Source organism: Jiella pacifica (assembly GCF_010500815.1).
GTDB classification, from domain to species: Bacteria; Pseudomonadota; Alphaproteobacteria; order Rhizobiales; family Rhizobiaceae; genus Jiella; species Jiella pacifica.
Window position 1 is genome coordinate 215,718 of record NZ_JAAAMG010000006.1, and the last position, 25,191, is coordinate 240,908.

General features: G+C 67.4%; 28 protein-coding genes. 10 read left to right on the forward strand and 18 right to left on the reverse strand.

Going from position 1 to position 25,191, the window contains the following annotated elements; all coding sequences use genetic code 11:
• Positions 1-2: 2 nt before the first annotated feature.
• From cpaB to GTK09_RS09980, 11 genes are all read right to left on the reverse strand, one after another.
• A complete protein-coding gene (cpaB, locus tag GTK09_RS09935) occupies positions 3-824 on the reverse strand; it encodes a Flp pilus assembly protein CpaB (RefSeq protein ID WP_163462995.1) in 822 nt (273 codons plus the stop codon).
• Between the two features lie 351 nt (positions 825-1,175).
• A complete protein-coding gene (locus GTK09_RS09940) occupies positions 1,176-1,514 on the reverse strand; it encodes a P-II family nitrogen regulator (protein WP_163462996.1) in 339 nt (112 codons plus the stop codon).
• 318 nt (positions 1,515-1,832) lie between these two features.
• Positions 1,833-2,759 carry an alpha/beta hydrolase gene (locus GTK09_RS09945; protein WP_163462997.1) on the reverse strand — a complete coding sequence of 309 codons (927 nt, stop codon included), beginning with the start codon at positions 2,757-2,759 and terminating at the stop codon, positions 1,833-1,835.
• Between the two features lie 3 nt (positions 2,760-2,762).
• The gene (corA, locus tag GTK09_RS09950) at positions 2,763-3,854 is read right to left on the reverse strand and encodes a magnesium/cobalt transporter CorA (protein WP_163462998.1); all 1,092 of its coding nucleotides are present in this window, start codon (positions 3,852-3,854) and stop codon (positions 2,763-2,765) included.
• Between the two features lie 112 nt (positions 3,855-3,966).
• Positions 3,967-4,953 carry a tRNA pseudouridine(55) synthase TruB gene (gene truB / locus GTK09_RS09955; protein WP_163462999.1) on the reverse strand — a complete coding sequence of 329 codons (987 nt, stop codon included), beginning with the start codon at positions 4,951-4,953 and terminating at the stop codon, positions 3,967-3,969.
• Positions 4,953-5,387: a 30S ribosome-binding factor RbfA gene (gene rbfA, locus GTK09_RS09960; RefSeq protein WP_163463000.1), complete on the reverse strand. Its 435-nt coding sequence runs from the start codon at positions 5,385-5,387 to the stop codon at positions 4,953-4,955. The genes truB and rbfA overlap by 1 nt, the downstream gene beginning before the upstream one ends.
• Positions 5,388-5,451: 64 nt before the next feature.
• Entirely contained in the window at positions 5,452-5,583 is a 132-nt protein-coding gene (locus tag GTK09_RS27790) for a hypothetical protein (RefSeq protein ID WP_281353355.1), read from the reverse strand.
• A gap of 308 nt (positions 5,584-5,891) precedes the next feature.
• Complete coding sequence (locus tag GTK09_RS09965; protein WP_163463001.1) at positions 5,892-6,437, reverse strand: DUF1178 family protein; 546 nt, start codon at positions 6,435-6,437, stop codon at positions 5,892-5,894.
• Complete coding sequence (locus GTK09_RS09970) at positions 6,437-7,321, reverse strand: carbon-nitrogen hydrolase family protein (RefSeq protein ID WP_163463002.1); 885 nt, start codon at positions 7,319-7,321, stop codon at positions 6,437-6,439. The genes GTK09_RS09965 and GTK09_RS09970 overlap by 1 nt, the downstream gene beginning before the upstream one ends.
• Positions 7,322-7,363: 42 nt before the next feature.
• Positions 7,364-7,621, reverse strand: a complete 258-nt coding sequence (gene grxC / locus GTK09_RS09975; RefSeq protein ID WP_163463003.1) for a glutaredoxin 3 — start codon at positions 7,619-7,621, stop codon at positions 7,364-7,366.
• Positions 7,622-7,666: 45 nt separating this feature from the next.
• Positions 7,667-8,440 (reverse strand): ComF family protein, encoded by a 774-nt coding sequence (locus GTK09_RS09980; protein WP_163463004.1) that lies wholly within the window; start codon positions 8,438-8,440, stop codon positions 7,667-7,669.
• A gap of 154 nt (positions 8,441-8,594) precedes the next feature.
• On the opposite strand from GTK09_RS09980, the gene GTK09_RS09985 reads away from it, so the two are divergent.
• Positions 8,595-9,494 carry a methyltransferase domain-containing protein gene (locus GTK09_RS09985; protein WP_163463005.1) on the forward strand — a complete coding sequence of 300 codons (900 nt, stop codon included), beginning with the start codon at positions 8,595-8,597 and terminating at the stop codon, positions 9,492-9,494.
• Positions 9,495-9,569: 75 nt separating this feature from the next.
• On the opposite strand, the gene GTK09_RS09990 is transcribed toward GTK09_RS09985, so the two are convergent.
• The 6 genes from GTK09_RS09990 to GTK09_RS10015 form a co-directional block, all read right to left on the reverse strand.
• Complete coding sequence (locus GTK09_RS09990) at positions 9,570-9,767, reverse strand: Flp family type IVb pilin (protein ID WP_246217810.1); 198 nt, start codon at positions 9,765-9,767, stop codon at positions 9,570-9,572.
• Positions 9,767-10,087, reverse strand: coding sequence for a hypothetical protein (locus tag GTK09_RS09995; protein ID WP_163463006.1), 321 nt, complete (start codon positions 10,085-10,087; stop codon positions 9,767-9,769). The genes GTK09_RS09990 and GTK09_RS09995 overlap by 1 nt, the downstream gene beginning before the upstream one ends.
• 253 nt (positions 10,088-10,340) lie before the next feature.
• A complete protein-coding gene (locus GTK09_RS10000; protein WP_163463007.1) occupies positions 10,341-10,784 on the reverse strand; it encodes a (deoxy)nucleoside triphosphate pyrophosphohydrolase in 444 nt (147 codons plus the stop codon).
• Positions 10,781-11,569 carry a GNAT family N-acetyltransferase gene (locus tag GTK09_RS10005; protein ID WP_246217811.1) on the reverse strand — a complete coding sequence of 263 codons (789 nt, stop codon included), beginning with the start codon at positions 11,567-11,569 and terminating at the stop codon, positions 10,781-10,783. The genes GTK09_RS10000 and GTK09_RS10005 overlap by 4 nt, the downstream gene beginning before the upstream one ends.
• Positions 11,550-12,791: a bifunctional glutamate N-acetyltransferase/amino-acid acetyltransferase ArgJ gene (gene argJ, locus GTK09_RS10010; RefSeq protein WP_163463009.1), complete on the reverse strand. Its 1,242-nt coding sequence runs from the start codon at positions 12,789-12,791 to the stop codon at positions 11,550-11,552. Before argJ ends, GTK09_RS10005 begins: the two co-directional genes overlap by 20 nt.
• Positions 12,792-12,912: 121 nt before the next feature.
• A complete protein-coding gene (locus GTK09_RS10015; RefSeq protein WP_246217812.1) occupies positions 12,913-13,800 on the reverse strand; it encodes a peptidylprolyl isomerase in 888 nt (295 codons plus the stop codon).
• 282 nt (positions 13,801-14,082) lie between these two features.
• Between GTK09_RS10015 and secA the strand changes: the two genes are divergently transcribed.
• From secA to rho, 9 genes are all read left to right on the forward strand, one after another.
• Positions 14,083-16,803 (forward strand): preprotein translocase subunit SecA, encoded by a 2,721-nt coding sequence (secA, locus tag GTK09_RS10020; protein WP_163463011.1) that lies wholly within the window; start codon positions 14,083-14,085, stop codon positions 16,801-16,803.
• A 149-nt stretch (positions 16,804-16,952) separates the two neighbouring features.
• The gene (locus GTK09_RS10025; protein WP_163463012.1) at positions 16,953-17,549 is read left to right on the forward strand and encodes a tyrosine-protein phosphatase; all 597 of its coding nucleotides are present in this window, start codon (positions 16,953-16,955) and stop codon (positions 17,547-17,549) included.
• Positions 17,546-18,223: a response regulator transcription factor gene (locus GTK09_RS10030; protein WP_163463013.1), complete on the forward strand. Its 678-nt coding sequence runs from the start codon at positions 17,546-17,548 to the stop codon at positions 18,221-18,223. The genes GTK09_RS10025 and GTK09_RS10030 overlap by 4 nt, the downstream gene beginning before the upstream one ends.
• Positions 18,224-19,624: a sensor histidine kinase gene (locus GTK09_RS10035; protein WP_163463014.1), complete on the forward strand. Its 1,401-nt coding sequence runs from the start codon at positions 18,224-18,226 to the stop codon at positions 19,622-19,624.
• A 32-nt stretch (positions 19,625-19,656) separates the two neighbouring features.
• The gene (locus GTK09_RS10040; protein ID WP_203560957.1) at positions 19,657-20,094 is read left to right on the forward strand and encodes an EamA family transporter; all 438 of its coding nucleotides are present in this window, start codon (positions 19,657-19,659) and stop codon (positions 20,092-20,094) included.
• 99 nt (positions 20,095-20,193) lie between these two features.
• Positions 20,194-20,709 (forward strand): cytochrome b, encoded by a 516-nt coding sequence (locus GTK09_RS10045; protein ID WP_163463015.1) that lies wholly within the window; start codon positions 20,194-20,196, stop codon positions 20,707-20,709.
• Between the two features lie 232 nt (positions 20,710-20,941).
• A complete protein-coding gene (locus GTK09_RS10050; RefSeq protein WP_246217813.1) occupies positions 20,942-21,463 on the forward strand; it encodes a gluconokinase in 522 nt (173 codons plus the stop codon).
• A gap of 72 nt (positions 21,464-21,535) precedes the next feature.
• Positions 21,536-22,924: a GntP family permease gene (locus tag GTK09_RS10055; RefSeq protein WP_312869764.1), complete on the forward strand. Its 1,389-nt coding sequence runs from the start codon at positions 21,536-21,538 to the stop codon at positions 22,922-22,924.
• 290 nt (positions 22,925-23,214) lie between these two features.
• Complete coding sequence (gene rho / locus GTK09_RS10060) at positions 23,215-24,474, forward strand: transcription termination factor Rho (protein ID WP_163463016.1); 1,260 nt, start codon at positions 23,215-23,217, stop codon at positions 24,472-24,474.
• A 124-nt stretch (positions 24,475-24,598) separates the two neighbouring features.
• Here rho and GTK09_RS10065 read toward each other — a convergent pair whose 3' ends face one another.
• Positions 24,599-25,162: a TetR/AcrR family transcriptional regulator gene (locus tag GTK09_RS10065; RefSeq protein WP_163463017.1), complete on the reverse strand. Its 564-nt coding sequence runs from the start codon at positions 25,160-25,162 to the stop codon at positions 24,599-24,601.
• Positions 25,163-25,191 lie beyond the last annotated feature (29 nt).

Consider the following 25,191-nt stretch of genomic DNA (forward strand, 5'->3'; position numbering starts at 1 on the left):
CCTCACTGCGTCGTGGTGACGTCGTCGATGCGGCCATAGCGCACGACGCGGATCTTGTTGCGTTGGGCCTTCTCCTGCTCGAGCAGGAAGCGGGCATAGCCGGGTGAGCCCGGAACCGAGTCGGCCAGCGAGCGCAGCGACAGCACCAGACGGTCGGCGATCTGCTGGGCGGCCGTCAGGGCCTCGGCCTGGGAGGGATCGACTTCGAGCGTCGCAGTTTGCCCGACGACGACCTTCTGCCCGTCCTGTTCCTGCACCGACTGGTCGATGGCGAGGACACGCAGGTTGCGCAGCACCGTCTCGGTGGAGATCCGCTGGTTCTGGCCGCCGCCGTCGTCGGCGCGGCGGGTCATGATGACGTCGACGTGGTCGTTCGGCAGGATGAAGCCGCCGGCGGCGGTTTCGGCCGAAATGCGCACCGCCACCGCCCGCTTGCCTTCGTCGAGAATGGCCGACAGGAAGCCGCGATCGGCCTGGATGAGCTTGGACTCGCGCACCGGCTCGCCGGCGAAGAAGGACTGGCGGGCGATCGCCCCGTTGAGGTCGTTGACCGCGTTGGGCTTTGCCGATTTCAGGATCAGGTCGGGGCCGATTCCGTCCTCCGGCCATTTCTGCCAGCCGAGCGTTCCGGTGACGGCGGAGCCCATCGGCACCCCGTCCTTGGTGACCAGGACGTCGACGAGCCGGATCGGCGGCTGAGCCGGAGCCGCGGAAATGATGACCGGCTCCTGTGGTTCCGTCTGGGAGAGGCTCATTGCCAGCAGACCGGCGCCGATGGCGGCGACCGTCGCCACACCTATCACCGCGATACGTGCAAGGCTCATCCGATAACTCCCGTGAAACCCATCGGCAATTCGACCGTTCACGTTTGTTATCGATCGCAAACCCTCAATGTATGGTTAACGAAACCTATCTTGGTTGAAGAAATCGTAAAAGATTGTCCGTAGGACAGGTTTCTCGCCTGACCAGTGCCGTCGGCTCCCGGGCTTTGACCGGCGCAAAAGGGCGAAGGCTCAACCGACGCGCAGGCTCGATACAAGAATGCCGCCGGCGGCCGCCCGGCGCATCAGCGATCGGGGTGGCCGTCAGGCGGCATTTTTTGGACGGACGAACGCCGAACGGGGTGCGCGCGCAGGCTTCCGCAGCGTCGTCCTGTTCCGGACGACGGCGATCTGTCAGAGCGCGTCGGCGTTGGTCTCGCCGGTGCGGATGCGGACGGCCTGATCGATGCCGAAGACGAAGATCTTGCCGTCGCCGATCTGCCCGGTCTTGGCGGCCTGCTGGATCGCGTCGACCGCCCGGTCGACCATGTCGAGCGGAACCGCGACCTCGATCTTCAGCTTGGGCAGGAAGCTGACGGCATATTCGGTGCCGCGATAGATTTCGGTGTGCCCCTTCTGGCGGCCATAGCCCTTGACCTCGGTGACGGTCAGCCCCTGAATTCCAACGCCGGTCAGCGCTTCGCGCACCTCGTCCAGCTTGAATGGCTTGATGATCGCCATCACGATTTTCATGTTCACCTCGAACCTTGGGCGGCATCGCCTGAGACGCCGTGTTGAACCGTTGCCCACGCGGGACGAACGTCCACAGGGTAACGCGATTTGGATATTCAAGGAATGTGCCAAACCCCGAAGCCGGGCGAGGCCATCGTGAAAACGCGAATTTGATGGGCCTTGGGCCATCCGGTAAGCGGACGGCGTCGCACGCAAACATTCCAAAATGCACAATCGATAGTCAAATGCATAATTGGCATGCAGGACTCACGGCTCCAGCCTAGCGCCCGCCGGGCCGAGATGCCGCCTGCCCGCTTCTCGGCTGCCGTCCCGGCACGCTCAGTCGAGAAACTCGGCCACCGCCCTGCGCAGATCCCTCGCGGCATCGATCCAGCCATCCATCTGCAGGAAGCCGTGGATCATCCCGTCGAAGCGGCGAGAGGTCACCGCAACGCCCGCCTCGCCGAGCCTTGCAACGAATGCCTCGCCCTCGTCGCGCAACGGGTCGTGCTCGCAGGTGACGAGAAGCGTCGGCGGCAGGCCCGACAGGTCCGGCGACAGCAGCGGCGAGACGATCGGGTCGGCACGATCTTCCGGCTCCGGCACGAACAGCGCGTTCTCGTAGGCGAGCGAGGCCTCGGTCATGACATGGCCCGCCTCCGTCTGCAGCGAGGCGAAGGGGCGGTCCGGGCGAAGGTCGGTGTTGGGATAGAGCATCACCAGTCTAGCTGGCATCGGCGCGCCGGCATCCCGCAGCGCCAGCGCCACCACCGCCGAGAACAGCCCGCCGATGGAATCGCCGCCGATGGCGATCCGCGCCGGATCGCAGCCAAGCTCGCCCGCCCGCGCCATCAAGGCCTTCGTCGCGGCGATGCAATCCTCCTGCGGCGCCGGCGAGACGTTTTCGGGCGCCAGCCGATAGCCGACCGAGGCGACGAGCCGGCCGGTGGCCGCGCAGAGCTGCCGCAGCGCGACGTCGTGGCTGTCGAGCGAGCCCGCCATCGCCCCGCCGCCGTGATACCAGATCAGCATCGCCCGCGCGCTCCCGCCCGGCCGGTAAAAGCGCACCGGGATCGGTCCCGCCGGCCCCTTGACCGCGGCGTCCTCGCTCGCGACCCCCGCCGGCGCCGCGCCGGAATAGTCCGTCAGCGAGCCCGTCATCGCCCGCGCCTGGGCGAGCTTCTGCGCCTCGTCACGCGGCTCTGTCTGCACCGCCTGCTTGCGGGCGAGATTGGCGAGGACGGCCTTGGCATCCCTGGCGAGCATGGTTCAGATCCAGCGTTTCTTGCGGAAGACCAGGAGAAGTCCGCCGGCGATCGCCGCCATGATGGCGATCGCGACGGGATAGCCGTAGGGCGACTGGGTAAGCGGCATGTTCCAGTCGGAAATCTCGGGATTGAAGTTCATCCCCCAGAGCCCGGCGAGAAAGCCGAGCGGGATGAAGATGGTCGAGACGATGGTGAGGAGATTGATCACCTCGTTGGTCCTGGCGGCCGACAGGGTCATGTGCAGATCGATCATGCCGCCGGCGGTTTCCCGGTAGGTGTCGTTGAGATCGACGAGCTGGTCGCAGTGGTCCTGGACGTCGGCGAAATAGAGCCGCGTCTCCTCGGACAGGAACGGCCGCTCCAGCCGCAGAATGACGCCGAGGGCGTCGCGGGTTGGCCGAAGATAGCGGCGCATGGTGAAGAGCTCGCGGCGCATGGCGTGAAGCTCCGGCACCTGCACCGCGTCGACATCCTCGAAGATCGCCTCCTCGATCGCATCGAGGCGCGCCCCGTGCTGGTCGACGACCGGGAAATAGGCGTCGACGACGGCATCGATCAGCGCATAGGCGAGATAGTCCGCCCCGCCCGCATGAAGCCGCGGCGCGCCCCTGTCGATCCGCCGCCGCACCGGATCGAAGGCGTCGCCCGGCCGCTCCTGAAAGGTGACGACGAAGCCTTCGCCGAAGAACAGCGACAGCTGCTCGCTGTCCTCGCCCGACAGCATGCGCAGGACGACGAAGGCATAGGCCTCGTAGGCCTCGCATTTCGGCCGCTGGTCGGTGTTGACGACGTCTTCGAGCGTCAGCGGATGCAGGCCGAAGGCCTCGCCGATGCGGCGGACGAGATCGACGTCCGCAAGGCCGGTGCAGTCCAGCCAGAGCTTCGCACGGCGCTGGCGCAGCGCCAGCGCCTCCTCCAGCGTACAGCCCTCGAGCCGCTCGGCCTCGCCGCCGCCGAGACCAATGGCGGTCAGTCGCGACTTTGACGCCTCCGGATCGGCGACGAGTTCACCGGGCGGCGCGCCGACGGCCGAGCGTTTGGCCCGTTCGGCGCGCTTGCGCTTGCGTTTCCTGTGCCCGGTCAGATCGATCATCAGCGCCCTACGCCCGTTCCTTCAGCTCCGGGCGCCCTGCACCCGAGGTTGGAAAGGAAGAAGGCGCGAAGACGTTCCCGATACCGCGACAGGCCGCGGCGATCCGCAGCGATCAGCCCTTGCCGCCGAACACCCGCTTGGGCTTGAAGGCGCCCTCCTCGACGGCGCCGAGTGCGATCAGCCGGCCGTGGCCGGTGGCGAACGCCTCCTCGCAGAACACCGGCGCATCGCGGCCCCGCAGGATCACCGGATTGCCGGCGAGGACGCGGCTCGCCTGCTCGTCGGTCAGCATCACCTCGTAAAGGTCGGCGAGCGCCGCTTCCGGGGCGATGATGTATTCGTCGAGCGGCTTGAAATCGACGACGCGGGCCTTGGCGCCGGATTCGATCGCCGCTTCGTCGAGCACTTCGAGGCCCTCTTCGGCCGCCTCCAGAAGCTCGTCCAGCGGCACCATGTCGTCCTCGCCGAAGGCGCCGACCGAGGTGCGGCGTAGCTCGGTCACATGGCCGAAGCAGCCGAGATCGCGGCCGAGATCGCGGGCGATGGCGCGCACATAGGTGCCCTTGCCGCATTCGGCCTCGAACACGGTCGTGTCCGCATCCGGCTGATCGACGATCTCGAGCCGCAGGACCTCGACCGTGCGCGGCGCGATTTCGACGACCTCGCCTTCGCGGGCCAGGTCATAGGCGCGCTCGCCGGCGATCTTCACCGCCGAGAAGTTCGGCGGCACCTGGGTGATCTCGCCGATATAGTTCGGCAGAAGGGCCTCGATCGCCTCGCGGCTCGGCCGGTCCTCGGACGACTTCGTCACCGGCCCTTCGGTGTCGTCGGTGGTCGTCTCGGCGCCCCAGCGCACGGAAAAGCGATAGACCTTGCGCCCGTCCATGACGAAGGGGACGGTCTTGGTCGCATCGCCCAGCGCGATCGGCAGCATGCCCGAGGCGAGCGGATCGAGCGTGCCGGCATGGCCGGCCTTCTGGGCGAAGAACAGCCATTTCAGCTTGCCCACCGCATCGGTCGAGCCCATGCCCTTCGGCTTGTCGAGGACGATCCAGCCGTTGATCGGCCGTCCCTTCGGCTTCTTGCCGCGCCGCGCCATCAGTTCTTCTCTCCGTTCACGTCGTCGCCCGGTGCCTTTTCCTCGTCGTGATCGAGGTCGCGCTGGACCTCGGGTGACTTCAGGATGGCGTCGATCCGGGCAAAATTGTCGAAGGAGGTGTCGGTGCGAAACCGCACCTCCGGCATGTATTTCATCTGCTTCAGCGCCGGTGCGAGGCGGCCCCGGATGAACTTGGCGTTCTTGTTGAGCGCCTCGACGAAGGGTTTGGTGTCCTCCTGGCCGAGCACGGTCACATAAGCCGTCGCGATCTTCAGATCCGGCGACATGCGCACCTCCGAGACCGAGACCAACGCCTTCTCGAGCAGGGGATCGAGGATCTCGCCCCGCTGGAAGACCTCGGTCAGCGCGTGGCGGACCTTCTCGCCGACGGAGAGCATGCGCTGGGAGGGGGATGACGATGATGAGCGGGCCATGATGGAACCCCGTTGCTTTCTCGTTTCGACGCCCACGGCGCCGAGACCGGCGACGGGCGTCAGATCACAGGATGACGCGGGCCTTGCCGAGGCGGAGCCTCGCAGACCCGAAGGCAGCTGCCGCCGTCCCGCCGACGGAAGAAGCGGCGAGCGCGCGGCGATCGATCGCTGCAGCGGTGGTCGGACCGCGCGTCATGACGTTCGTTTCAAAATTTCGACGCCGGCCGGTCTCGAACCGGAAGGCGCCGGTGCCCGGCAGTGCCGGGCCTGTCTCGCCATGGCGGTCGCGACCGGAACCTCGACGAGGGCATCCGGCAAGACCGACGGCAAAAGCTCCTTGGATGGGCTGCCCTGTTAGTCGGGAAAGGCGGCAAAGACAAGGCCCAACGGCCGCCTGCCCACCCGCTACGCGAATTTGCGACGCACCGGCAAGTCGCCGAGACGGCCCACCGCCCGCTGCAGCGATCCGACCGAGGGATGGAAACAGCCGGATCGACCCGGGATCTACTGCCCGTCTTCGGGCAGCGGCATCAGCATGAGGGCGGTGATGCCTTCTTCCTGCAGGCCCTCGACGTCCTTCTTCGAGGCCTCGCCGTAGATCTGCCGGGCCTCGCTCTCGCCGTAATGGATCCGCCGCGCTTCCTCAGCGAATTTCGTGCCGACATAATCGGCCTCGGCCCGGACCTTGCGCGAGATCTCCTGCAGGGCGGCGAAGGCCTTCGCCACCTCCGGGTGGGCGGCCGAAAGGTTGGCCAGCGTCTGTGGCGCCTGCGGGGCTGCCGCAGGAGCGACGGGTGCAGAGCCGGCCGAAGCGCCTCCCCGCTCTCCCGCCGTTTCGGCCAGAGCTTCCGCACGCGCGGCGCCGGCGTGGCGCTCCGGGCTTCCCGTCGCGATCGCCGGCCGCATCAGTGCCTTGGCGACGTCGCTGGTGCCGCAGACCGGGCATTCGACGAGGCCGGCCGCGGCCTGGCGGTCGAAATCGTTGTTGGAGCGAAACCAGCCGTCGAAGTCGTGGCCGGTGGGGCGACAGCGCAGGGCGAAATGGATCATTATTCGGCCGCCACGGCGCCGGTGACGCGCACCACCGCGCCGCTCTGCTCCCCGACGGAAAACGGCCGGGCATTCTGCAGATTGGGGATTTTCGCGCGGGCGGCGGAAACGGCGGACGTGTCGATCTCGGCGATGGCGATCCCCGGCTCGTCGCCGTCGACCTCGGCGATCACCCGGCCCCAGGGATCGACGATCAGCGAATGCCCGTATGTCTCGCGGCCGTCCTCGTGCAGGCCGCCCTGCGCCGCGGCAACGACGAAGGCGCCGTTCTCGATCGCCCGGGCGCGCAGGAGGACATGCCAATGCGCCTCCCCGGTCTGCCGGGTGAAGGCCGCCGGCGCGGTGAGGATCTCGGCGCCGGCCAGCGCCTCTTCCCGGAAGAGATGGGGAAAGCGCATGTCGTAGCAGACGGCGAAGCCGAGCTTGGCGTGTCCGCTCTCGAACGCGACATCGGCCACCGTGGCCGTCTCGCCGGGCCGATAGGTGCGCGATTCCCGCCAGCTCTCGCCATTGTCGAGATCGACGTCGAACATGTGGATCTTGTCGTAGGTGGCGATCTTTCCGCCGTCCGGGCCGAACAGGAAGGCGCGGTTTCCCACCCGCCCGTCACCCAGCGGCACCGCCGTCGAGCCGACATGGACGTGGATCCGGTGATAGGCCGCAAGCCGAGCCGCCTCGGCCAGCAGGGGATCTTCGCTCTCCGGCCGCAGCCGCTCCATCAGCGTCGCCCGGTCGCGGCAGACCATGCCGGTCATTTCCGGCGACTGGACATAGTCCGCCCCCGCCGCAACGGCCTCTTCCACGAGGGCCGAAAACGCCGCAACGTTCTCCTCCGGCCGGGTGGACGAACGCATCTGCAGGACGGCGGCGCGAAAGAGGGTCAATGTCTCGTCTCCAAAAGTCGTCGGGCCATGCGAGTGCCGGCGTCAGGCCGCCAGCAACGGATCGAGCTTGCCGGCCCGGTCGAGGGCATAGAGTTCGTCACAGCCGCCGACATGGGTGTCGCCGACGAAGATCTGCGGGAAGGTCGAGCCGCCATTCGCCCGCTGGCGCATCTCGGCGCGCAGATCCGGCGACGACGTCGCATCCTTCTCTTCGTAATCGACGCCCTTCGTTTCGAGAAGCTGTTTCGCCCGCGTGCAAAAGCCGCAGAACTGCCGCGTGTAGATCGTCACCTCGGCCATGAACCCATTCCTGTCATCTCAAAAAACCGTCCGGAGGATATGGCCTCAGGCGGTTCCACTCGCAAGTGCGGAGGAAAGGCCGGGTCCCACCCGGGCGAAGACCAGAATATCGACGTCCCGGGCGCCCGCCCGCTTGAGGGCTCTCGTTGCGCTCGCCGCCGTCGCGCCGGTCGTATAGACGTCGTCGATCAGAAGCACCCGCCGCCCCTCGATCTCGAAGCGACGCGGATCGGCGACGCGAAAGGCGCCGCGGACGTTCTCCTGGCGCTGCTTCTGGCCGAGGCCCACCTGGCTACGCGTCGCCTTCACCCGCTTCAGCGCCAGCGGCGCGAAGGCGACACCGGAATGCTTGGCAACGTGCCGGCCGAGTTCTGCCGACTGGTTGAAGCGCCGCCGCCACAAGCGCCCGGCATGCAGCGGCACCGGCACGACGACGTCGGCCTCGGTGAGAAGCTCCGACCCGGCCCGGCGCATCCAGCCGGCCATCAGCGGCACGAGGTCGGTGCGATCGCCATATTTCAGCGCGGTGACGAGATGGGAGGCGAGGTCCTGATAGAGGACGGCGGCCCTTAGCCGGGCGAAGGGCGGCGGCTCGGCGATCGCCTCGGCGGAGAGGAAGCCCTTGCCGAGGTCGTAGGAGAACGGGAGGCCGAGCACCTCGCAATAGGGCCGCTCGATGAAGCGCAGCTTCGCCCAGCATTCCGGGCAGACGCTGCCCGCCCGCGTCACGGCGCTCTGGCAGCCGGCGCAGACCGCCGGAAACAGCAGCCGCCCGAGGGAGCTGCTGATCGCCGCCCTTCCACGCTTGAAAAGGTGCATCGTCTTCGATCCACTGGCACGACGGCCGCTTTTCGCCACCGCCCGGCGTGGCCACCGGTCGCCACGCATCCTCCATGCCTTGCCTTGACGCCATTCCACCTGCAGACAGCTATCGCCGTCAAGACGGCATCAGCGACGAGCGAAACGTAACGTCATGTCACAATCCCCACAGCCGATCCCTTTCGACCGTGCGCTTCTCGACCGAAGGCGGCAACGCTGGCTGGAGAAAAATCGTCAGCCAGGCGTCGACTTCCTCATCAAGGCCGCCGCCGACGAGCTCTCCGACCGGCTCGCCATCGTCGAACGACGCTTTCAAGTCGCCGTCGATCTCGGTGGCACCTTCGGCGAGATGGCCGAGCGGATGCAGGCCGGCGGGCGCTGCGACAGCGTCATTCGGATCGAGCGCCTCGGCTTTCTCCTCGGCGACGACCCGCTCGCCGTCGTCGGCGACGAGGAATTCCTGCCGCTCGGACCCGAAAGCGTCGATCTCGTCGCCTCCTGCCTGTCGATGCAGTTCGTCAACGACGTGCCGGGAATGCTGGCGCAGATCCGCCGGGCGCTGCGGCCGGACGGGCTGTTTACCGCCGCGCTCCTTGGCGGGGAGACCTTGCACGAGTTGCGCGCGTCCCTGCTTCAGGCGGAGAGCGAGGTGTTCGGCGGCGTTTCGCCGCGGGTGCTGCCCTTCGCCGAGGTGCGCGAGGCGGGGGCGCTGCTGCAGCGCGCCGGCTTTGCCCTTCCGGTTGCAGACATCGAGCGGCTGACGGTGCGCTACGATACCCTGTTCGACCTGGCGAGGGACCTTCGCGCCATGGGCGCGGCCAACGTCCTGAGAGAGCGCTCGCGCCGGCCGGCCAGCCGCCGGTTCTTCGTGCGGGCGGCCGAGATCTACGCCGAACGCTACGCCGATCCGGACGGGCGCATCCGCGCCAGCTTCGACGTGCTCTATCTGTCAGGATGGGCGCCGCATGAAAGCCAGCAGAAGCCGCTGCGCCCCGGAAGCGCCAAGGCGAGCCTCGCGGCGGCGCTGAAGGACCGCTCGTCGGATCTCTCCTGATGATTGCCGACAGGCATGGATTTCACCCGCCGTCGCTTCACTCGATCGAAGACCGGGAAAGCCCGAAGCGGGCCCTCACTTGCTCATCGAATCGCCGATGAAGGTGGCAACTGTTTCCAGCGGTTCCTTGAGCAGTGGGAAGGCGGCGAGAATGCCGATCGCCATGACGACGCCGATGATGCTGTATTCGATCGCCGTCGCGCCGCTCTCGCTGGCGCCGAAGCGGCGCAGACTCGCCATCGCCCGGGGCGAAACCGCGATGTGCGGGCCCATCAGCACGATCCCTGGCGACTGCTGTCGGCGAACAGGATGCACGGGGCGCTGCCCGGCGCCTGCAGGACGCTGCGATGGATGGTGTATTGACGCGGCGCGGCCGTGATCGAGCCGGTGGTCATCATGTCGAGGTCGGGGGCGCCCGCAGCCAAACGCGTCGCCGTCCCGCGATCGGCGATGGGCACGATGATCAGCGCCAGCGCCACGAAAACCCCTGCAAACAGCAGCGTGGCCCGCACGAGCAGCGAGCCGGAGGACGGCGACAGGCGATCCGGCAAGCCGCCGTCATAGACGTCTGCCTCTCGAAGAGGTTCACCCACGGTCATTCCATCACCTCAGGACCTTTGTCCCAGGACTCTGGCAAGGAAGGCTGAACAACTGCTTAAGCCGACCCCTCGGGGTTAAGGCCATCGCAACGCATTCTTTCCCCAAGGTAAATACTTGCTTCACCTCTCGCCCGAAGGCGGCGGCACGATGATGCCGATGGCCGCAAATGCGGGAGGACAAAATTGCGGCCGCGCCGGGGAGCCCCGACCTGCGACGACGCTGGTCATCGCACAGGGAATGATCGCCTCAGCGGCCCGGCTCGACGAGGTCGATCAGGTGGGCGATCAGCGGCGCGTCGGCCGGCGGCATCGGATAGTCCCGCAAGGCTTTCGGCCGAGCCCATTTCAGCGCCTGGCCCTCACGGGCAGCCGGGATTCCCTCGTACCGCCGGCAGACGAACAGCGGCATGACGAGATGAAAGTCCTCATAGGCATGGCTGGCGAAGGTCAGCGGCGCCAGACAGCTTTCCCACGTGACGATGCCGAGTTCCTCGGCAAGCTCGCGGATCAACGCCGCCTCGGGCGATTCACCCGCCTCCACCTTGCCGCCGGGAAACTCCCACAGCCCGGCAAGCGACTTGCCCTCGGGCCGCTGGGCGATGAGGACGCGGCCGTCGGCATCGAGAAGCGCGCAGGCGACGACGAGGAGGAGACGCCGGCCCGGCGCCTGACCGCTCGCCTCGCCGCTCACGGCCGTTCTCCCGGCGGCGCCCGGTAGACGTAGCGATAGGCCTCCTTGAAGCCGAGCCTGCCGTAAAGGGCGAGGCCCGCCTCGTTGTCCGCCTCGACCTGCACCCAGCCGGTCTTGGCGCCCTTGTGCATGGAAAAGCGCAGGGCCGTGCGCACCAGATCGAGGCCGATCCCCCGGCGCTGGTGGTCCGGGGCGACGGCGACGTCGAGCAGGCCGCAGAGGTCGTTGTCCTGGATGGCCAGCGCCACGGCGATCGGCCGGCCCTCGCCGCTTTCGCAGACGAACATGCCGCAGGGCGGGCGGATGGCCGCGAGGATCTCGGCGAGCCCGGAGCGCAGCGAGGCCGGGCGGCCGTGGACGGCCAGACTCGCCTCGAGATAGCGGGTGCTGTCGCGGATCGGGATCCGCTCGTGCGACCCCTCGAGATCGATCGTCGCCATGTCGGCGGTCATGACGATCGATTCGCCGAAACGCTGCCAGCCCTCGGCGTCGAGATGATCGACGAGTTCGCGCGGCGCCAGCGGCGACTGGCGCACGATCACCGTCCGCCCCGCCTCGGCAAAGGTTTTTCTCGCCCGGGCGAGGCGTTCGGGGATGTCGGTGGTGTCGGAGGGATCGAGCGGGTTGATCGAGTTCAGCCGCTTGGCCGGAAACGACCGGGTCAGCCGCACCGCCCAGGTGCCGTCGAAGGCGGTCCGCGTCGCCGGCCAGGCCCGGAAGCCGGCCGCCTCGAGGCGTCGGACGACCGCGAACTGCCGCATCTTGTCAGCTTCGGTAATCGCCATTGATCGCGACATACTCCTTGGTGAGGTCGCAGCCATAGACCGTCCAGCGGCCGCTGCCGAGCCCGAGTTCCACCTTGATGGGGATTTCGGCCCGCTGCATGACGGCGGAGGCGGCCTGTTCGGAATAGTCCGGGTCGCGCTCCCCGTCGACGGCGACGCGCACTTCGCCGAAATGGATCGCCAGACGATCGCGGTCGGCCTCCTCGCCGGCCTTGCCGACGGCCATCACCACCCGGCCCCAATTGGCGTCCTCGCCGGCGACTGCCGTCTTGACCAGCGGCGAATTGGCGATCGACAGGGCGATCCGCTTGGCCGCCGCATCGCTCGCCGCGCCCTCGACGGTGACGATGATCTCCTTGCGCGCCCCCTCGCCGTCCCGCGCCACCTGCCGGGCGAGATCGAGGAGAAGCGCGCCGAGCGCCGCGCGGAAGGCTTCGAGGCGCGGATCGGCCGCGTCGGAGATTTCCGGGCAGCCGCGATCGCGCGCATCCCCCGTGGCGAAGAACAGAAGCGTGTCGGAGGTCGAGGTGTCGCTGTCGACAGTGACGGAATTGAAGCTCGGCTCGACCGCCTCCCGCAGCATCGCCTGCAGCGCCGGCGCGGCGATCGCAGCGTCGGTGGCAAGGAAGGACAGCATCGTCGCCATGTCCGGCGCGATCATCCCGGCGCCCTTGGCGATGCCGTTGATCGTCACGTCGACGCCGTCGATCGCCGCCGTCGCGGTCGCCACCTTGGGATAGGTGTCGGTCGTCATGATCGCTTCGGCCGCCGCCCGCCAGCGGTCTTCCTCGGCGGAGCCGGCAAGGCCCGAAAGGAGATGGGCGAAGCGGCCTGCATCGAGCGGCTCGCCGATGACACCGGTGGAGGCGAGGAACACCTCGGAAGGCTCGCAGCACGCCGCCTTGGCCGCCGCCTCGGCGGTCGCCCTGGTCGATTCACGCCCGCGCTTGCCGGTGAAGGCGTTGGCGTTGCCGGAATTGACGACAAGGGCCCGGGCCGTGCCGCCGGCAAGATTCGTCCGGCAGAGGTCGACGGGCGCGGAAGGACATTTCGACCGGGTGAAGACGCCGGCGACGCTCGCCGGCCGGTCGAACACCATCATCAGGAGGTCGGTGCGGTTCTTGTACTTGATGCCGGCCTCGGCGGTGGCGATGCGAAGGCCGGGGATCGCCGGAAGGGCGGCAAAGGCCGCCGGCGCGAGCGGGGAGACGGTGTGGGTCATCGCGAGATTTCCTGACAACGGGCACGAGGTCTGCGGGCGCCCGGCAGCCGGAGGGCAACCGAGGCGCTCGTCTCGAAGGTGCGGGCGGGGACGGGTGGAGCGCCGGCCCCGCCCTCGCCGATCAGTTCGCCGAGCCCGTGCCGCCGGCTGCGGGCTCGCCGCCCTCGATTTCCTTCTCGATCGCGTCGACCTGGGCCTTGATCTTCGGATCGACGTATTCGACGCCGAGCTGTTGGCGGGCCTTGCCGACCATCGTCATGTATTTCTCGCGCAGCACGAGCTGGCGCAGCTGGTCCTTGACCTGGTCGAACTCCGGCGCCGGCGCGTCGCGGGTTTCCTCGACCTCGATCACGTGCCAGCCGAACTGCGTCTCGACCGGCTCCTTGGTGTATTCGCCGGGCTTCAGGGCGAAGGCGGCTTTCTCGAAGGCCGGCACCATCTGGCCGGGTCCGAAGAAGCCGAGGTCGCCGCCGTCGGGACCGGACGGGCCGGTCGACTTCTCCTTGGCGACGGTCTCGAAGGCGGCGCCGCCCTCGAGCTCCTTGATGACCGCTTCGGCCTCTTCCTTGGTCTTCAGGAGGATGTGCCGCGCATGCACCTCCTTGCGCGGCGGCATCGCGGCGATTTCCCTGTCGTAGCGGGCCTTCAGCTCGTCCTCGGCAACGTTCGCGACGCCGTTCTTGGCGAAATAGGCGTTGTGCAGCGTGCGGTCGCGCTCGAACTGAAGCTGTGCGGAAACGGCCGGGTCGTCGCCGATCTTGGCCTTCTCGGCCTCGGCGGCGAGGGCCTTGATGTCGATCAGCGCGGACAGGACGGCGAAGCGCCGGCGCTCCTCCGGCATCGACTGGAACTGCGGGCCGAGCTCGGCCTCGGCGGCCTTCAGCTCGGCCTCGGTGACCTCGTTCTTGCCGATCTTGGCGATCACGTCGGCGTCGGCAGCCCCCGCGACCTGGCCGGCAGCGAGCATGATCACGCCTGCCGAAAGCAGGGCGGCGAGTTGTCTTACCATCGAGAGCGTTCCTTCCAGGGACATGAGATGAAACGGATCGAACCGGCCTTCGGCATGCCGCACTCTTCGGGCCCTCAGCCGGCCACCAACCCGCCACGTCGGCATCGGCCGGCGTTGACATCGGATTTTCCCCCTCTTATCTCTCGCGCCAACTGAAAGTCCAGCCGCCTTCCGCTGAGATTGCAGGCTCCCGACATCGCCAGGATCGAACGGGATGGCGGCCGCGGCCGGCGTTCGAGCGGTGCCGCCGCCTCTCATAGAATTACTCGGAAGGACCCTTTCATGGTCAGTTTTGGCGGGCTTGCCCGGAAGTTGCTGGGATCGTCGAACGATCGCGTCGTCAAGCGCTTCCAGTCCCGCATCCAGGCGATCGCCGCCCTCGAAGACGAGATGGCGGCGCTCTCCGACGATCAATTGCGCGGCAAGACCGAGGCCTTCAGGGCCGAGCTCGCCGGCGGCAAGAAGCTCGACGATCTCCTGGTGCCCGCCTTCGCCGTCGTCCGGGAAGCGGCCAAGCGGGTCCTCGGCATGCGGCATTTCGACGTGCAGCTGATCGGCGGCATGGTGCTCAACCAGGGCTCCATCGCCGAGATGAAGACCGGCGAGGGCAAGACCCTTGTCGCCACCCTCGCCGTCTATCTCAATGCGCTCGAGGGCAAGGGCGTCCACGTCGTCACCGTCAACGACTATCTCGCCTCGCGCGATTCCGAGTGGATGGGCCGCGTCTATCGCTTCCTCGGCCTGTCAGTCGGCGTCATCGTCCACGGGATCTCGGACGAGCAGCGCCGCGCCGCCTATCATTGCGACGTCACCTACGCGACGAACAACGAGCTCGGCTTCGACTATCTGCGCGACAACATGAAGTACGAGCGCGGCCAGATGGTCCAGCGCGGCCACCACTACGCCATCGTCGACGAGGTGGATTCGATCCTCATCGACGAGGCCCGCACGCCGCTGATCATCTCCGGCCCGCTGGACGACCGGTCCGACCTCTACAAGACCATCGACGGCTTCATCCCGCTGCTCGACAAGGCCGACTACGACCTCGACGAGAAGCAGCGGACGGTGACCTTCACCGAGGACGGCACGGAAAAGCTCGAACGCATGCTCGAAGCGGCCGGCCACCTGCACGGTCCCTCGCTCTACGACATCGAGAACGTCACGATCGTCCACCACGTCAACAATGCGCTCAAGGCCCATGCCCTGTTCCAGCGCGACAAGGACTACATCGTCCGCGGCGACGAGATCGTCCTGATCGACGAGTTCACCGGCCGCATGATGCCCGGCCGGCGCTATTCGGAAGGGCTGCACCAGGCGCTGGAGGCCAAGGAAGGCGTCACCGTCCAGCCCGAAAACCAGACCTTCGCCTCGATCACCTTCCAGAACTACTTCCGCATGTACAAGAAGCTGTCCGGCATGACCGGCACGGCACAGACGGAAGCCGCCGAATTCGGCGACATCTACGGCCTCGACGTCATCGAGATCCCGACCAACCTGCCGATCCAGCGCCTCGACGAGGACGACGAGGTCTACCGGACCTTCGAGGAGAAGTTCCGGGCGATCGTCAAGGAGATCCAGGACGCCGCCTCGCGCGGCCAGCCGATCCTCGTCGGCACCACCTCGATCGAGAAGTCGGAGCTTCTGGCCGATCTCATGCGCCGGGAGGGCCTGAAGAACTTCCAGGTGCTGAACGCCCGCTATCACGAGCAGGAAGCCTACATCGTCTCCCAGGCGGGCGTTCCCGGCGCCGTCACCATCGCCACCAACATGGCCGGCCGCGGCACCGACATCCAGCTCGGCGGCAATGCCGACATGCGGATCGAGCGCGAGCTCGCCGACATGCCCGAAGGGCCGGAGCGCAAGGCCAAGGAAGACGCGATCCGTGCCGACATCAAGCGCCTCAAGGCGATCGCGCTGGAGGCCGGCGGCCTCTACGTGCTCGCCACCGAGCGCCATGAATCGCGGCGCATCGACAACCAGCTGCGCGGCCGCTCGGGCCGCCAGGGCGATCCCGGCCGTTCGAAGTTCTACCTGTCGCTCCAGGACGATCTGATGCGGATCTTCGGATCCGAACGGATGGATTCGATGCTGACCAAGCTCGGCCTCAAGGAGGACGAGGCAATCGTCCATCCCTGGATCAACAAGGCGCTGGAGCGGGCCCAGAAGAAGGTCGAGGCGCGCAACTTCGACATCCGCAAGAACCTCCTGAAATACGACGACGTGATGAACGACCAGCGTCGCGTCATCTTCGATCAGCGGCTCGAGCTGATGGATGCCGAGGAGCTCGACGAGACCATCGCCGACATGCGCGAGGAGACGATCGAGGGTCTGGTCGCGAAACACATCCCCGAGAAGGCCTATCCCGAGCAATGGTCGACGGCCGAGCTCAAGGCCGAGGTGGAGGACGTCCTCAATCTCGACCTGCCGATCCCCGATTGGGCGGCCGAGGAAGGCATCGACGACGCCGACGTGCGCGAGCGCATCACCGCTGCTGCCGACGAGTCGGTGAAGCAGAAGGCCGAGCGTTTCGGGCCGGAGGTGATGACCTACGTGCAGCGCTCGATCGTCCTGCAGACCCTCGACGGGCTGTGGCGCGAGCATCTGGTCAATCTCGACCATCTGCGCTCGGTGGTCGGCTTCCGGGGCTATGCCCAGCGCGATCCCTTGAACGAGTACAAGTCCGAGGCCTTCGAGCTCTTCCAGTCGATGCTCGGGAACCTGCGCGAGCGCACCACCCGGCAGCTGATGCGGGTCGAGCTCGTCCAGCCGGAAGCCCATGAGATGCCGGAAGTCCCGGAGGTCGAGGGTCATCATCTCGATCCCGACACCGGCTTTGACGAGATGGGCTCGGGCTATTACCCCACCAGTGCTCTCGGCGAGCCCGGCGACCGCTCCACCCTCGATCCGAACGCCCCGGAGACCTGGGGCCGGGTCGGCCGCAACGAGGCCTGCCCCTGCGGCTCGGGCAAGAAGTTCAAGCACTGCCACGGCGCCTTCGTCTGACGAGGGTCCACGCCTCGTGCGGCCCCTGCTCGGCCCGGCTCGAAGACGCTTCGGGGCTGGAGGATACGAAACCGTATAGAAGCGGCAATCTGCCGGCATGAGAACGGCGCTAGCCCGGAGAGAACGATCCTCTCGACGGGCCAGCGCCGATGCCTCCCCTTCCCCAGATCCTCCGCCGCGGCCTTCTCGCCCTCGCGATCCTCGTGGCACCGGCCGCCGGCTATGCCGGCTACCTGCGAGCCACCGGCAACGTCCACACCGTCGAACCCGACCGCGTCTATCGCTCGGGGCAGTTGGGGCCGGCGGCGCTGCAGCGCCTGATCGACGACAGGCACATCCGCTCCATCATCAACCTCAGAGGCGTGAACCCCGACGAGCAATGGTATCGCGACGAGGTGCTGGTGGCGGATGAGAACGGGGTGAAGGAAATCAACATCGGCATCTCGGCGCGCCGGCAGCCGAGCCTTTCCACCTTGCGGCGGATCGAGGCCGCGATGCGCGACGCACCGAAGCCGCTGCTGATCCACTGCATGGGCGGCGCGGATCGCTCGGGGCTCGCCAGCGCGATCTACGACTATGCCATCGCCGGCCGGCCGGCCGACGTGGCACGCGGCCAGCTGTCCTTCGCCTACGGCCATTTTCCCTGGCTGCTCAGCGAAACTGCGGCTATGGATCGAGCCTTCGACGATTTCGTGCAACAGATGGACGCGTCGAAGCATCCCGCCGGGGGAGAGAACAGCGAATGAAGGTTCTCGTCATCGAGGACGACGCCTCCACCGCCGACTACGTCGTCCTCGGCCTGAAGGAAGAGGGCCACGATCCCGATCACGCCGCCTCCGGGCCCATCGGCCTGGAGCTCGCCTGCACGCGCGACTACGACGCCGTCGTCGTCGACCGGATGCTGCCCGCCCTCGACGGCCTGTCGATCGTCAGGGCCCTGCGCTCCTCGGGCCGGGACACGCCGGTGATCTTCCTGACCTCGGTGTCCGGCCTCGACGACCGGGTCGAGGGTCTGGAGGCGGGCGCCGACGACTATCTGGTGAAGCCCTTCGCCTTTTCCGAATTGATGGCGCGGCTGAATGCCCTGGCCCGCCGCTCGCCGCTCAGGCGCGAGGAGACCGTCCTCAAGGTCGGCGATCTCGAGATGAACCTCATCGCCCGCACGGTGAAGCGCGACGGCCGGGATATCGAGTTGCAGCCGCGCGAGTTCCGGCTCCTGGAATACATGATGCGCAACCGCGGCCGGGTGCTCACCCGCACGATGCTGCTCGAGCGGGTCTGGGATTTTCACTTCGACCCGAAGACCAACGTCGTCGAGACCCATGTCAGCCGCCTGCGCTCCAAGCTCGACAAGCCTTTCACCGGCGAGATGATCCGCACCGTCCGCGGTTCGGGCTACGTCCTGAACGTGCCGGCCTGAATGATCTGGCCGCAAGAGCTGCGCTCGATCTCGTTTCGCGTCGCGCTGATCTATACCGGCTTCTTCGTCGTCTCCGTCCTGGCGATCCTCGGCACGACCTATGTGATCGCCTCGGGCGAGTTGGCGAGCACCCTGCGCGCGCAGATCCTCGAGGACATGGAGCGCCTGGAGCGGACGAATGCGGCGGGGGGCGTCGAAGCCCTGCAGGAGGACCTCGGCGAACTCGCCGAGGCGGCCTCCGAGGACCGTTTCTTCCTCGTTCTGGACGGCGCCGGCGCAAGGCTCTTCGGCAACGTGCCGCCCGGGCTCTGGCGGCCCGGCTGGCAGGACGGCAGGCTGGCCCGCACGACGCTCGCATCCTCGCCGGACCTTGCGGCGGCCGCTTCCCACAATGACGACCACGAGGTGATCTTTCTCGCGCTCGGCGAAGAGATCGGCCCCTACCGGGTGATGCTCGGGCGCAATTCCCACATCCTCGACGAGACCCAGGAGATCATCCTCTCGGCCATGTGGATCGGCGGCCTCGTCACCGCCGCCCTCGCCCTTCTCGGCGGCTTCCTGGTGTCGCGCGGGCCGACCCGCCGGGTCGACGCGATCGCTCTGACCACCCGGCAGATCGTCGAGGGCCGGTTCGACCTTCGCCTGCCGGTGTCGCGGCGCGGCGACGAGCTCGACCGGCTGGCCGCCGACATCAATGCCATGCTGGCGCGCATCGAGATGCTGCTCGACAGCCTCAAGCAGGTCTCGACGGACATCGCCCACGACCTTCGCACGCCGCTCGCGCGGCTGCGCCAGCGCCTCGACGCGGTGCGCCGCAAGCCGCGCGCGGCGGAGGAATACGAGGCGGCGATCGACGCCGCCATCGAGGAGAGCGACGCGGCCATCGCCACCTTCCACGCCTTGCTGCGGATCGCCCAGATCGAGGCCGGCACCCGCCGCTCGCGCTTTCGCCCGATCGACCTCGCGGCGCTCGTCGAGCGGACCGCCGAGGTCTACGAGGATGTCGCCGCGGACGCCGGCCACCACCTGGTCGCCCGCGAACTCGACCAAGTCAGCGTCGAAGGCGATGAGGAACTGCTGACCCAGCTTCTCGCCAATCTGATCGAGAATGCCATCAACCACGTGCCGGCCCCGGGCCGCATCGAAATCACGCTGCGGCGGGTCGGGGGCCGCATCCATCTCGACGTCGCGGACGACGGGCCGGGCGTGCCGGAGGCCGAGCGGGCGAAGATCTTCCGCCGGCTCTACCGGCTCGACCAGAGCCGCACGACGCCCGGCAGCGGTCTCGGCCTCGCCCTCGTCGCCGCCATCGCGGAGCTGCACGGTGGCACGGCGATGGCTCTCGACAACCGGCCGGGCCTGCGCATACGAACCGAGATGCCGATTGCGGCGAGCGGGTGAATCGAAGCGACTGAAATCCAGAGGGTCGAGCGATGTCTGCGACCATCATCGGCGCCTGGCAGTTCTGGGCGCTGCTTGCCGCCGTCTTCGCCGCGCTGACGGCGATCCTCGCCAAGGTCGGCGTGTCGGACGTCCCGTCCGATCTCGCAACGCTGCTGCGCACCTTCGTCGTGGTGGCGCTCCTCGCGGCGATCGTCGCCGTCACGAAGCAATGGCGCTCGCCGGCCTCGCTGCCCGGCCGCTCGCTGGTCTTCCTCGCTCTCTCCGGCCTTGCGACCGGAGCCTCGTGGCTGTGCTATTTCCGAGCGCTCAAGCTCGGCGACGCCGCCCGCGTCGCGCCGATCGACAAGCTCTCGATCGTCCTCGTCGCCATCTTCGGCGTGGTTTTTCTCGGCGAGAAGCTGGCGCCCGTGAACTGGGCCGGCATCGCCCTCATCGCGCTCGGCGCCTGGCTCGTCACCCTGCGCTGAAAGCGCGAGCCGCAATTACGCAACCGTATAGTCGCGGCAATGCTCCGGCACAGGAAACCGGCGCACACCGGTGAAAATCCATCTCGCCTGGAGCTCGCCATGTCCGCATCCGCCCGTCCCGCCGCATGGAGCCGGCTCAACGTCTTCCTCCACTGGTCCATCGTCGTCCTGATCGTTTGCCAGTGGATCCAGGGTGAGTTCATGGCCGAGTTCTGGGACGCCACCCTGGAAGGCGAGGCCGTCAATCAGACGACCACCGTGCTCGGCTACAGCCACATCGTCATCGGAACGCTCATCCTCGTCGCCGCGGCCATGCGGCTCATCGACCGCTTCACCCACGGCCGCCCGCCCCTCGACGCCGACGAGGCGCAATGGGCCGTGATGCTCGCCAAGGTGACGCACTTCCTGCTCTACGCCCTCCTCTTCCTCATGCCGGTCCTCGGGCTCGTCGCCTGGTTCACCGGCAATGACGACATCGCCGGCTATCACGCCTTTCTCTGGAACCCGTTGCTGGCCGTCATCGGTCTTCACGTCGTCGGCGCTCTTGCCCAGCATTTCTGGTTCCGTTCGCCAGCGTTGAAACGCATGATCCCCGGCATCCGCCACTCCACCTGACGCATCACGGCCCGTCACGGCAGCGGCCTCGCCAATGCCCGATTCCAAGCGACGCCGGCCTCAGGCCGGCGTTTTCGCATCGCCAGCGGACGAAGAATTCCTCGCCACGTCGGCATACGGACAGGGCTGCGCGACGTTCAGCCTCGACTGCATTTCCATTCGGCATCATGCTCTTATATTCACCGCCACTGAGATCGGCCCGCAGGCCGACGCGTGAGCGATGGAGATGCCGATGGACGATGCCGCGAGACCGACGGCCCTGGTCATCATGGGACCATCCGGCGTCGGCAAGTCGACGACGGCGGAGCTGATCGCCGCCCGGCTGGGCTGGCCCTTCGCCGAGGCGGACGAGTTCCATCCCAAGGCCAACATCGAAAAGATGACCAATGGCGTGCCTCTCAACGACGAGGACCGCGCGCCCTGGCTGGAAGCGATCCGCGACTGGATCAGCCGCGAGGCGAAGAGCGGCGCCTCGACGGTGTTGACCTGTTCGGCCCTGAAGCGCAGCTACCGCGACGTCCTGCGCCAGGCCGATGCCCGGGTGCGCTGCGTCGCGCTCGAAGCCGATCCCGATCTGGTCGCCACCCGGCTCGACAAGCGCAAGGGCCACTACATGCCGAAGTCGCTGCTCCAATCGCAATTTGCCGATTTCCAGCCGCTGCAGCCCGATGAAGACGGCATCACCGTGCCCGTCGTGGCGCCGCCCGACGAGGTCGTGCGCACCATCCTCTCCAAGCTCGGCCTCGACGCCTGACGAAACGCCTTGCGCCGCCGTCCGGCGACGTCGTTCGAACAGCCCGATCCCCAATCGAATGGAGTAAGCCGCGTGCCGGAGGGATTTCAACAGACGCTGGGCGCCGGGACGCTCCTGGCGATCGCCGCCGGAGCCATCGTGCTCCTCCTCGTTCTCATCATCCAGTTCCGCGTCCACGCCTTCATCGCGCTGGTGGTGGTCAGCCTGATCACCGCCTTCGTCGCCGGGCTGCCATCGGGCGCCGTGCTCGACGTCCTGACCGACGGCTTCGGCTCGACGCTCGCCTCGGTCGCGCTGCTCGTCGGCTTCGGAGCGATGCTCGGCCGACTGGTCGAGGTCTCCGGCGGCGCCCAGACGCTGTCCGACGCGATGATCGCGAAATTCGGCGAAGAGCGGGCGCCGCTCGCCCTCGGCATCGCCGCGCTGATCTTCGGCTTCCCGATCTTCTTCGACGCCGGCCTCGTCGTCATGCTGCCGATCGTCTTTTCGGTGGCGCGCCGGCTCGGCGGCGGCGTCCTGCGCTACGGCCTGCCGGTCGCCGGCGCGTTTTCCTGCATGCACGCCTTCGTGCCGCCCCATCCCGGCCCCGTCGCCAGCGCCGAACTGCTCGGCGCCGACATCGGCATCCTGACCATCGTCGGGCTGATCGTCGCCATTCCGACCTGGTTCCTCGCCGGCTATCTCTACGGCATCTGGTCGGGGTCGAAATTCGTCCTCAAGGTGCCGGACTTCCTCTCCGGCGGCGAACGCGAAGAGGACATGGCCGAGCCGCCGAAGCCTTCGACCGTCATCCTGCTGCTCCTGCTGCCGCTTGCCATCATCTTCGTCAACACCGGCCTCGATGCGGCGCGGGCCGCCGGCGCCGTCGACGGGGAGGCCGGCTGGTTCCAGTTCCTGCGCGCCATCTGCGCGACGCCGATCGCCCTTCTCATCGCGGTCCTCGTTGCAAGCTACGTCCTCGGCGTGCGCCGCGGCCTCGACAAGCTGCGGGTGGAGAGCCTGCTCGATTCGGCCCTCGCCCCGGTCTGCGCGATCATCCTGATCACCGGCGCCGGCGGCATGTTCGGCGGCGTCCTCAAGGCGACCGGCATCGGCGACGCCCTGGCCGACACCCTGGCGGGCGTCGGCCTGCCGCTGATCGTCTCCGGCTTCGTCATCGCCCTCGCCTTGCGGGTGGCCCAGGGCTCGGCCACCGTGGCGCTGATCACCGCCGCCGGGCTGATCCAGCCGGCAATCCAGGCCGAAGGGATCACCGGCTTTCCCCTCGCCGCCATCGTCGTGGCGCTCGCCTCGGGATCGCTCGCGCTCAGCCACGTCAACGATTCCGGCTTCTGGCTGGTCGGCCGCTTCATGGACATGGACGTTAAGACGACGCTGAAGACCTGGACGGTGATGGAGACGCTGATCGGCGTGATCGGCTTCGCGTTTGCCTGCCTGCTCTACGTCGCCTTCGGCGGCTGAAGGCCGTCGCGCGGTCTCGACGGCGCCGGTTCCGGCGCCGGGACGTCCGGTGGCATAGTGGAGTTTTGGGGGCGGCAACCGCTTGCCGCCTCGAACCCTCTTGCGCCGTCCCCGCCGTGGGGCTATATCTCGGCGAAAGCTAGTGCCTTTCCCAAGGCCGAGGGTCGATCATTCATCGGCACCCTCATTCGCCGGATTTCACTTTTCGGCTGCAGCGTTTTCCTTTCCCACCCGACCTGCCCCGTCCGATCCCAGGCATCGGACCGACAGCCAAAGAGCATCAGCCCCGAATGAAACTTCAGGACCTGAAGAACAAGAGCGCACCCGAACTCATCGCATTCGCCGAGGAGAACGGTGTCGAGAACGCCTCCGTCCTGCGCAAGCAGGAGCTTCTATTCGCCATTTTGAAGCAGCTCGCTTCCCAGGAAGTCGAGATCATCGGCGAGGGCGTCGTCGAGATCCTCCAGGACGGCTTCGCCTTCCTGCGCTCGCCGGAGGCCAACTACCTGCCCGGGCCGGACGACATCTACGTCTCGCCCTCGCAGATCCGCAAATTCCAGCTGAAGACCGGCGACACCGTTGAAGGCCCGATCCGCAGCCCGAAGGAAGGCGAGCGTTACTTCGCCCTCCTCAAGGTCAACACGATCAATTTCGACGATCCCGAGAAGATCCGCTACAAGAGCCACTTCGACAATCTGACGCCGCTCTATCCCGACGAGCGCTTCAAGATGGAGCTCGAGGATCCCGGCACCAAGAAGGATCTCTCGGCCCGCGTCATCGATCTCGTCGCGCCGCTTGGCAAGGGCCAGCGCGCCCTCATCGTCGCCCCGCCGCGTACCGGCAAGACGGTGCTCCTGCAGAACATCGCCCATTCGATCACCGCCAACCATCCCGAGTGCTATCTCATCGTCCTCCTGATCGACGAGCGACCGGAGGAAGTCACCGACATGCAGCGCTCGGTGCGCGGCGAGGTCGTCTCCTCGACTTTCGACGAACCGGCGACGCGCCACGTGGCGGTGGCCGAAATGGTGATCGAAAAGGCCAAGCGCCTCGTCGAGCACGGCCGCGACGTGGTCATCCTCTTGGATTCCATCACCCGCCTCGGCCGCGCCTACAACACCACCGTCCCCTCCTCGGGCAAGGTGCTCACCGGCGGCGTCGACGCCAACGCCCTGCAGCGCCCGAAGCGCTTCTTCGGCGCGGCCCGTAACATCGAGGAAGGCGGCTCGCTGACCATCATCGCGACGGCCCTGATCGACACCGGCTCGCGCATGGACGAGGTCATCTTCGAAGAGTTCAAGGGCACCGGCAACTCGGAAATCGTGCTCGACCGCAAGGTCGCCGACAAGCGCATCTATCCGGCGATGGACATCCTCAAATCCGGCACGCGCAAGGAGGACCTCCTCGTCCCGCGTCAGGAACTGCAGAAGATCTTCGTCCTGCGCCGCATCCTGTCGTCCATGGGCACGACGGACGCCATCGAGTTCCTCAACGACAAGCTCAAGCAGACCAAGACCAACGGCGACTTCTTCGATTCGATGAATACGTAAGGCGTACAAGCGCCGACCTGCGGTCCAGCCAGAAAGGCCGGCTCCTCCGCGAGTCGGCCTTTTTCGTTTCCCTTCGTCGAAGCGGCAGGCGGGTGAGTTCGCGCGGCGCTGAAGCGCCGCGTCCTCATGCCTTGATCAGCAGTCGCGCGCTCTCGCCGGCGGCCTCCGCATAGCTCGGATCGCGGTGGATGAGCATGGCCGAGAACGCCCCCTCCATCAGGAGGGCGACACTTCTTGCGAGCGCTTCGGGCCGCTCGAGACCGGCCTCGGCGTAGCGGCCCGACAGCCAGGCCTCGAACTTCTTCTTGTGGGCCGCGCCGATCGCGACGGCCGGGTGCCCCGGCATGGCGGCGAGTTCGGCGACGGTGCGCAAAAACCCGCAGCCCTTCCACTCCGGATGACGGGCGTTGCGCGCCAGCTTCTGGAAGATCGCCGCCGTGCGGTCGGCCGGGCCGCCCTCGGCGGTTTCGTACCAGCGCGCGAACAGAGCGAGGTTCGGCTGGTCGCGGGCCTCCAGATAGGCGGCGATCAGATCGTCCTTGCTGCGGAAGTGATAGTAGAGCGTCTTCTTGGTGATCCCCGCCCCGTCCGCCACCGCGTCCACGCTCACCGCCCGCACCCCTTCGGCGTAGAACAGCCGGTTCGCGGCATCGAGGATCTTCTCCCGCGTCGTGGTCGCCTCGCTCACCGCCGGCCTCCTTGTATACTCACTAGTGA

Coding starts and splice junctions, on each gene's coding strand:
- GTK09_RS09940 (WP_163462996.1), bottom strand. CDS start 1,514: ATGAAAATCGTGATGGCGATCATCAAGCCATTCAAGCTGGACGAGGTG.
- secA (WP_163463011.1), top strand. CDS start 14,083: ATGGTCAGTTTTGGCGGGCTTGCCCGGAAGTTGCTGGGATCGTCGAAC.
- GTK09_RS09980 (WP_163463004.1), bottom strand. CDS start 8,440: ATGCACCTTTTCAAGCGTGGAAGGGCGGCGATCAGCAGCTCCCTCGGG.
- GTK09_RS10015 (WP_246217812.1), bottom strand. CDS start 13,800: ATGGTAAGACAACTCGCCGCCCTGCTTTCGGCAGGCGTGATCATGCTC.
- argJ (WP_163463009.1), bottom strand. CDS start 12,791: ATGACCCACACCGTCTCCCCGCTCGCGCCGGCGGCCTTTGCCGCCCTT.
- cpaB (WP_163462995.1), bottom strand. CDS start 824: ATGAGCCTTGCACGTATCGCGGTGATAGGTGTGGCGACGGTCGCCGCC.
- rho (WP_163463016.1), top strand. CDS start 23,215: ATGAAACTTCAGGACCTGAAGAACAAGAGCGCACCCGAACTCATCGCA.
- GTK09_RS10045 (WP_163463015.1), top strand. CDS start 20,194: ATGTCCGCATCCGCCCGTCCCGCCGCATGGAGCCGGCTCAACGTCTTC.
- GTK09_RS10040 (WP_203560957.1), top strand. CDS start 19,657: ATGTCTGCGACCATCATCGGCGCCTGGCAGTTCTGGGCGCTGCTTGCC.
- GTK09_RS09945 (WP_163462997.1), bottom strand. CDS start 2,759: ATGCTCGCCAGGGATGCCAAGGCCGTCCTCGCCAATCTCGCCCGCAAG.
- GTK09_RS27790 (WP_281353355.1), bottom strand. CDS start 5,583: ATGACGCGCGGTCCGACCACCGCTGCAGCGATCGATCGCCGCGCGCTC.
- GTK09_RS09990 (WP_246217810.1), bottom strand. CDS start 9,767: ATGGGCCCGCACATCGCGGTTTCGCCCCGGGCGATGGCGAGTCTGCGC.
- GTK09_RS10005 (WP_246217811.1), bottom strand. CDS start 11,569: ATGGCGATTACCGAAGCTGACAAGATGCGGCAGTTCGCGGTCGTCCGA.
- GTK09_RS10035 (WP_163463014.1), top strand. CDS start 18,224: ATGATCTGGCCGCAAGAGCTGCGCTCGATCTCGTTTCGCGTCGCGCTG.
- GTK09_RS10025 (WP_163463012.1), top strand. CDS start 16,953: ATGCCTCCCCTTCCCCAGATCCTCCGCCGCGGCCTTCTCGCCCTCGCG.
- GTK09_RS09965 (WP_163463001.1), bottom strand. CDS start 6,437: ATGATCCATTTCGCCCTGCGCTGTCGCCCCACCGGCCACGACTTCGAC.
- GTK09_RS10030 (WP_163463013.1), top strand. CDS start 17,546: ATGAAGGTTCTCGTCATCGAGGACGACGCCTCCACCGCCGACTACGTC.
- grxC (WP_163463003.1), bottom strand. CDS start 7,621: ATGGCCGAGGTGACGATCTACACGCGGCAGTTCTGCGGCTTTTGCACG.
- truB (WP_163462999.1), bottom strand. CDS start 4,953: ATGGCGCGGCGCGGCAAGAAGCCGAAGGGACGGCCGATCAACGGCTGG.
- GTK09_RS09985 (WP_163463005.1), top strand. CDS start 8,595: ATGTCACAATCCCCACAGCCGATCCCTTTCGACCGTGCGCTTCTCGAC.
- GTK09_RS10050 (WP_246217813.1), top strand. CDS start 20,942: ATGGACGATGCCGCGAGACCGACGGCCCTGGTCATCATGGGACCATCC.
- rbfA (WP_163463000.1), bottom strand. CDS start 5,387: ATGGCCCGCTCATCATCGTCATCCCCCTCCCAGCGCATGCTCTCCGTC.
- corA (WP_163462998.1), bottom strand. CDS start 3,854: ATGATCGATCTGACCGGGCACAGGAAACGCAAGCGCAAGCGCGCCGAA.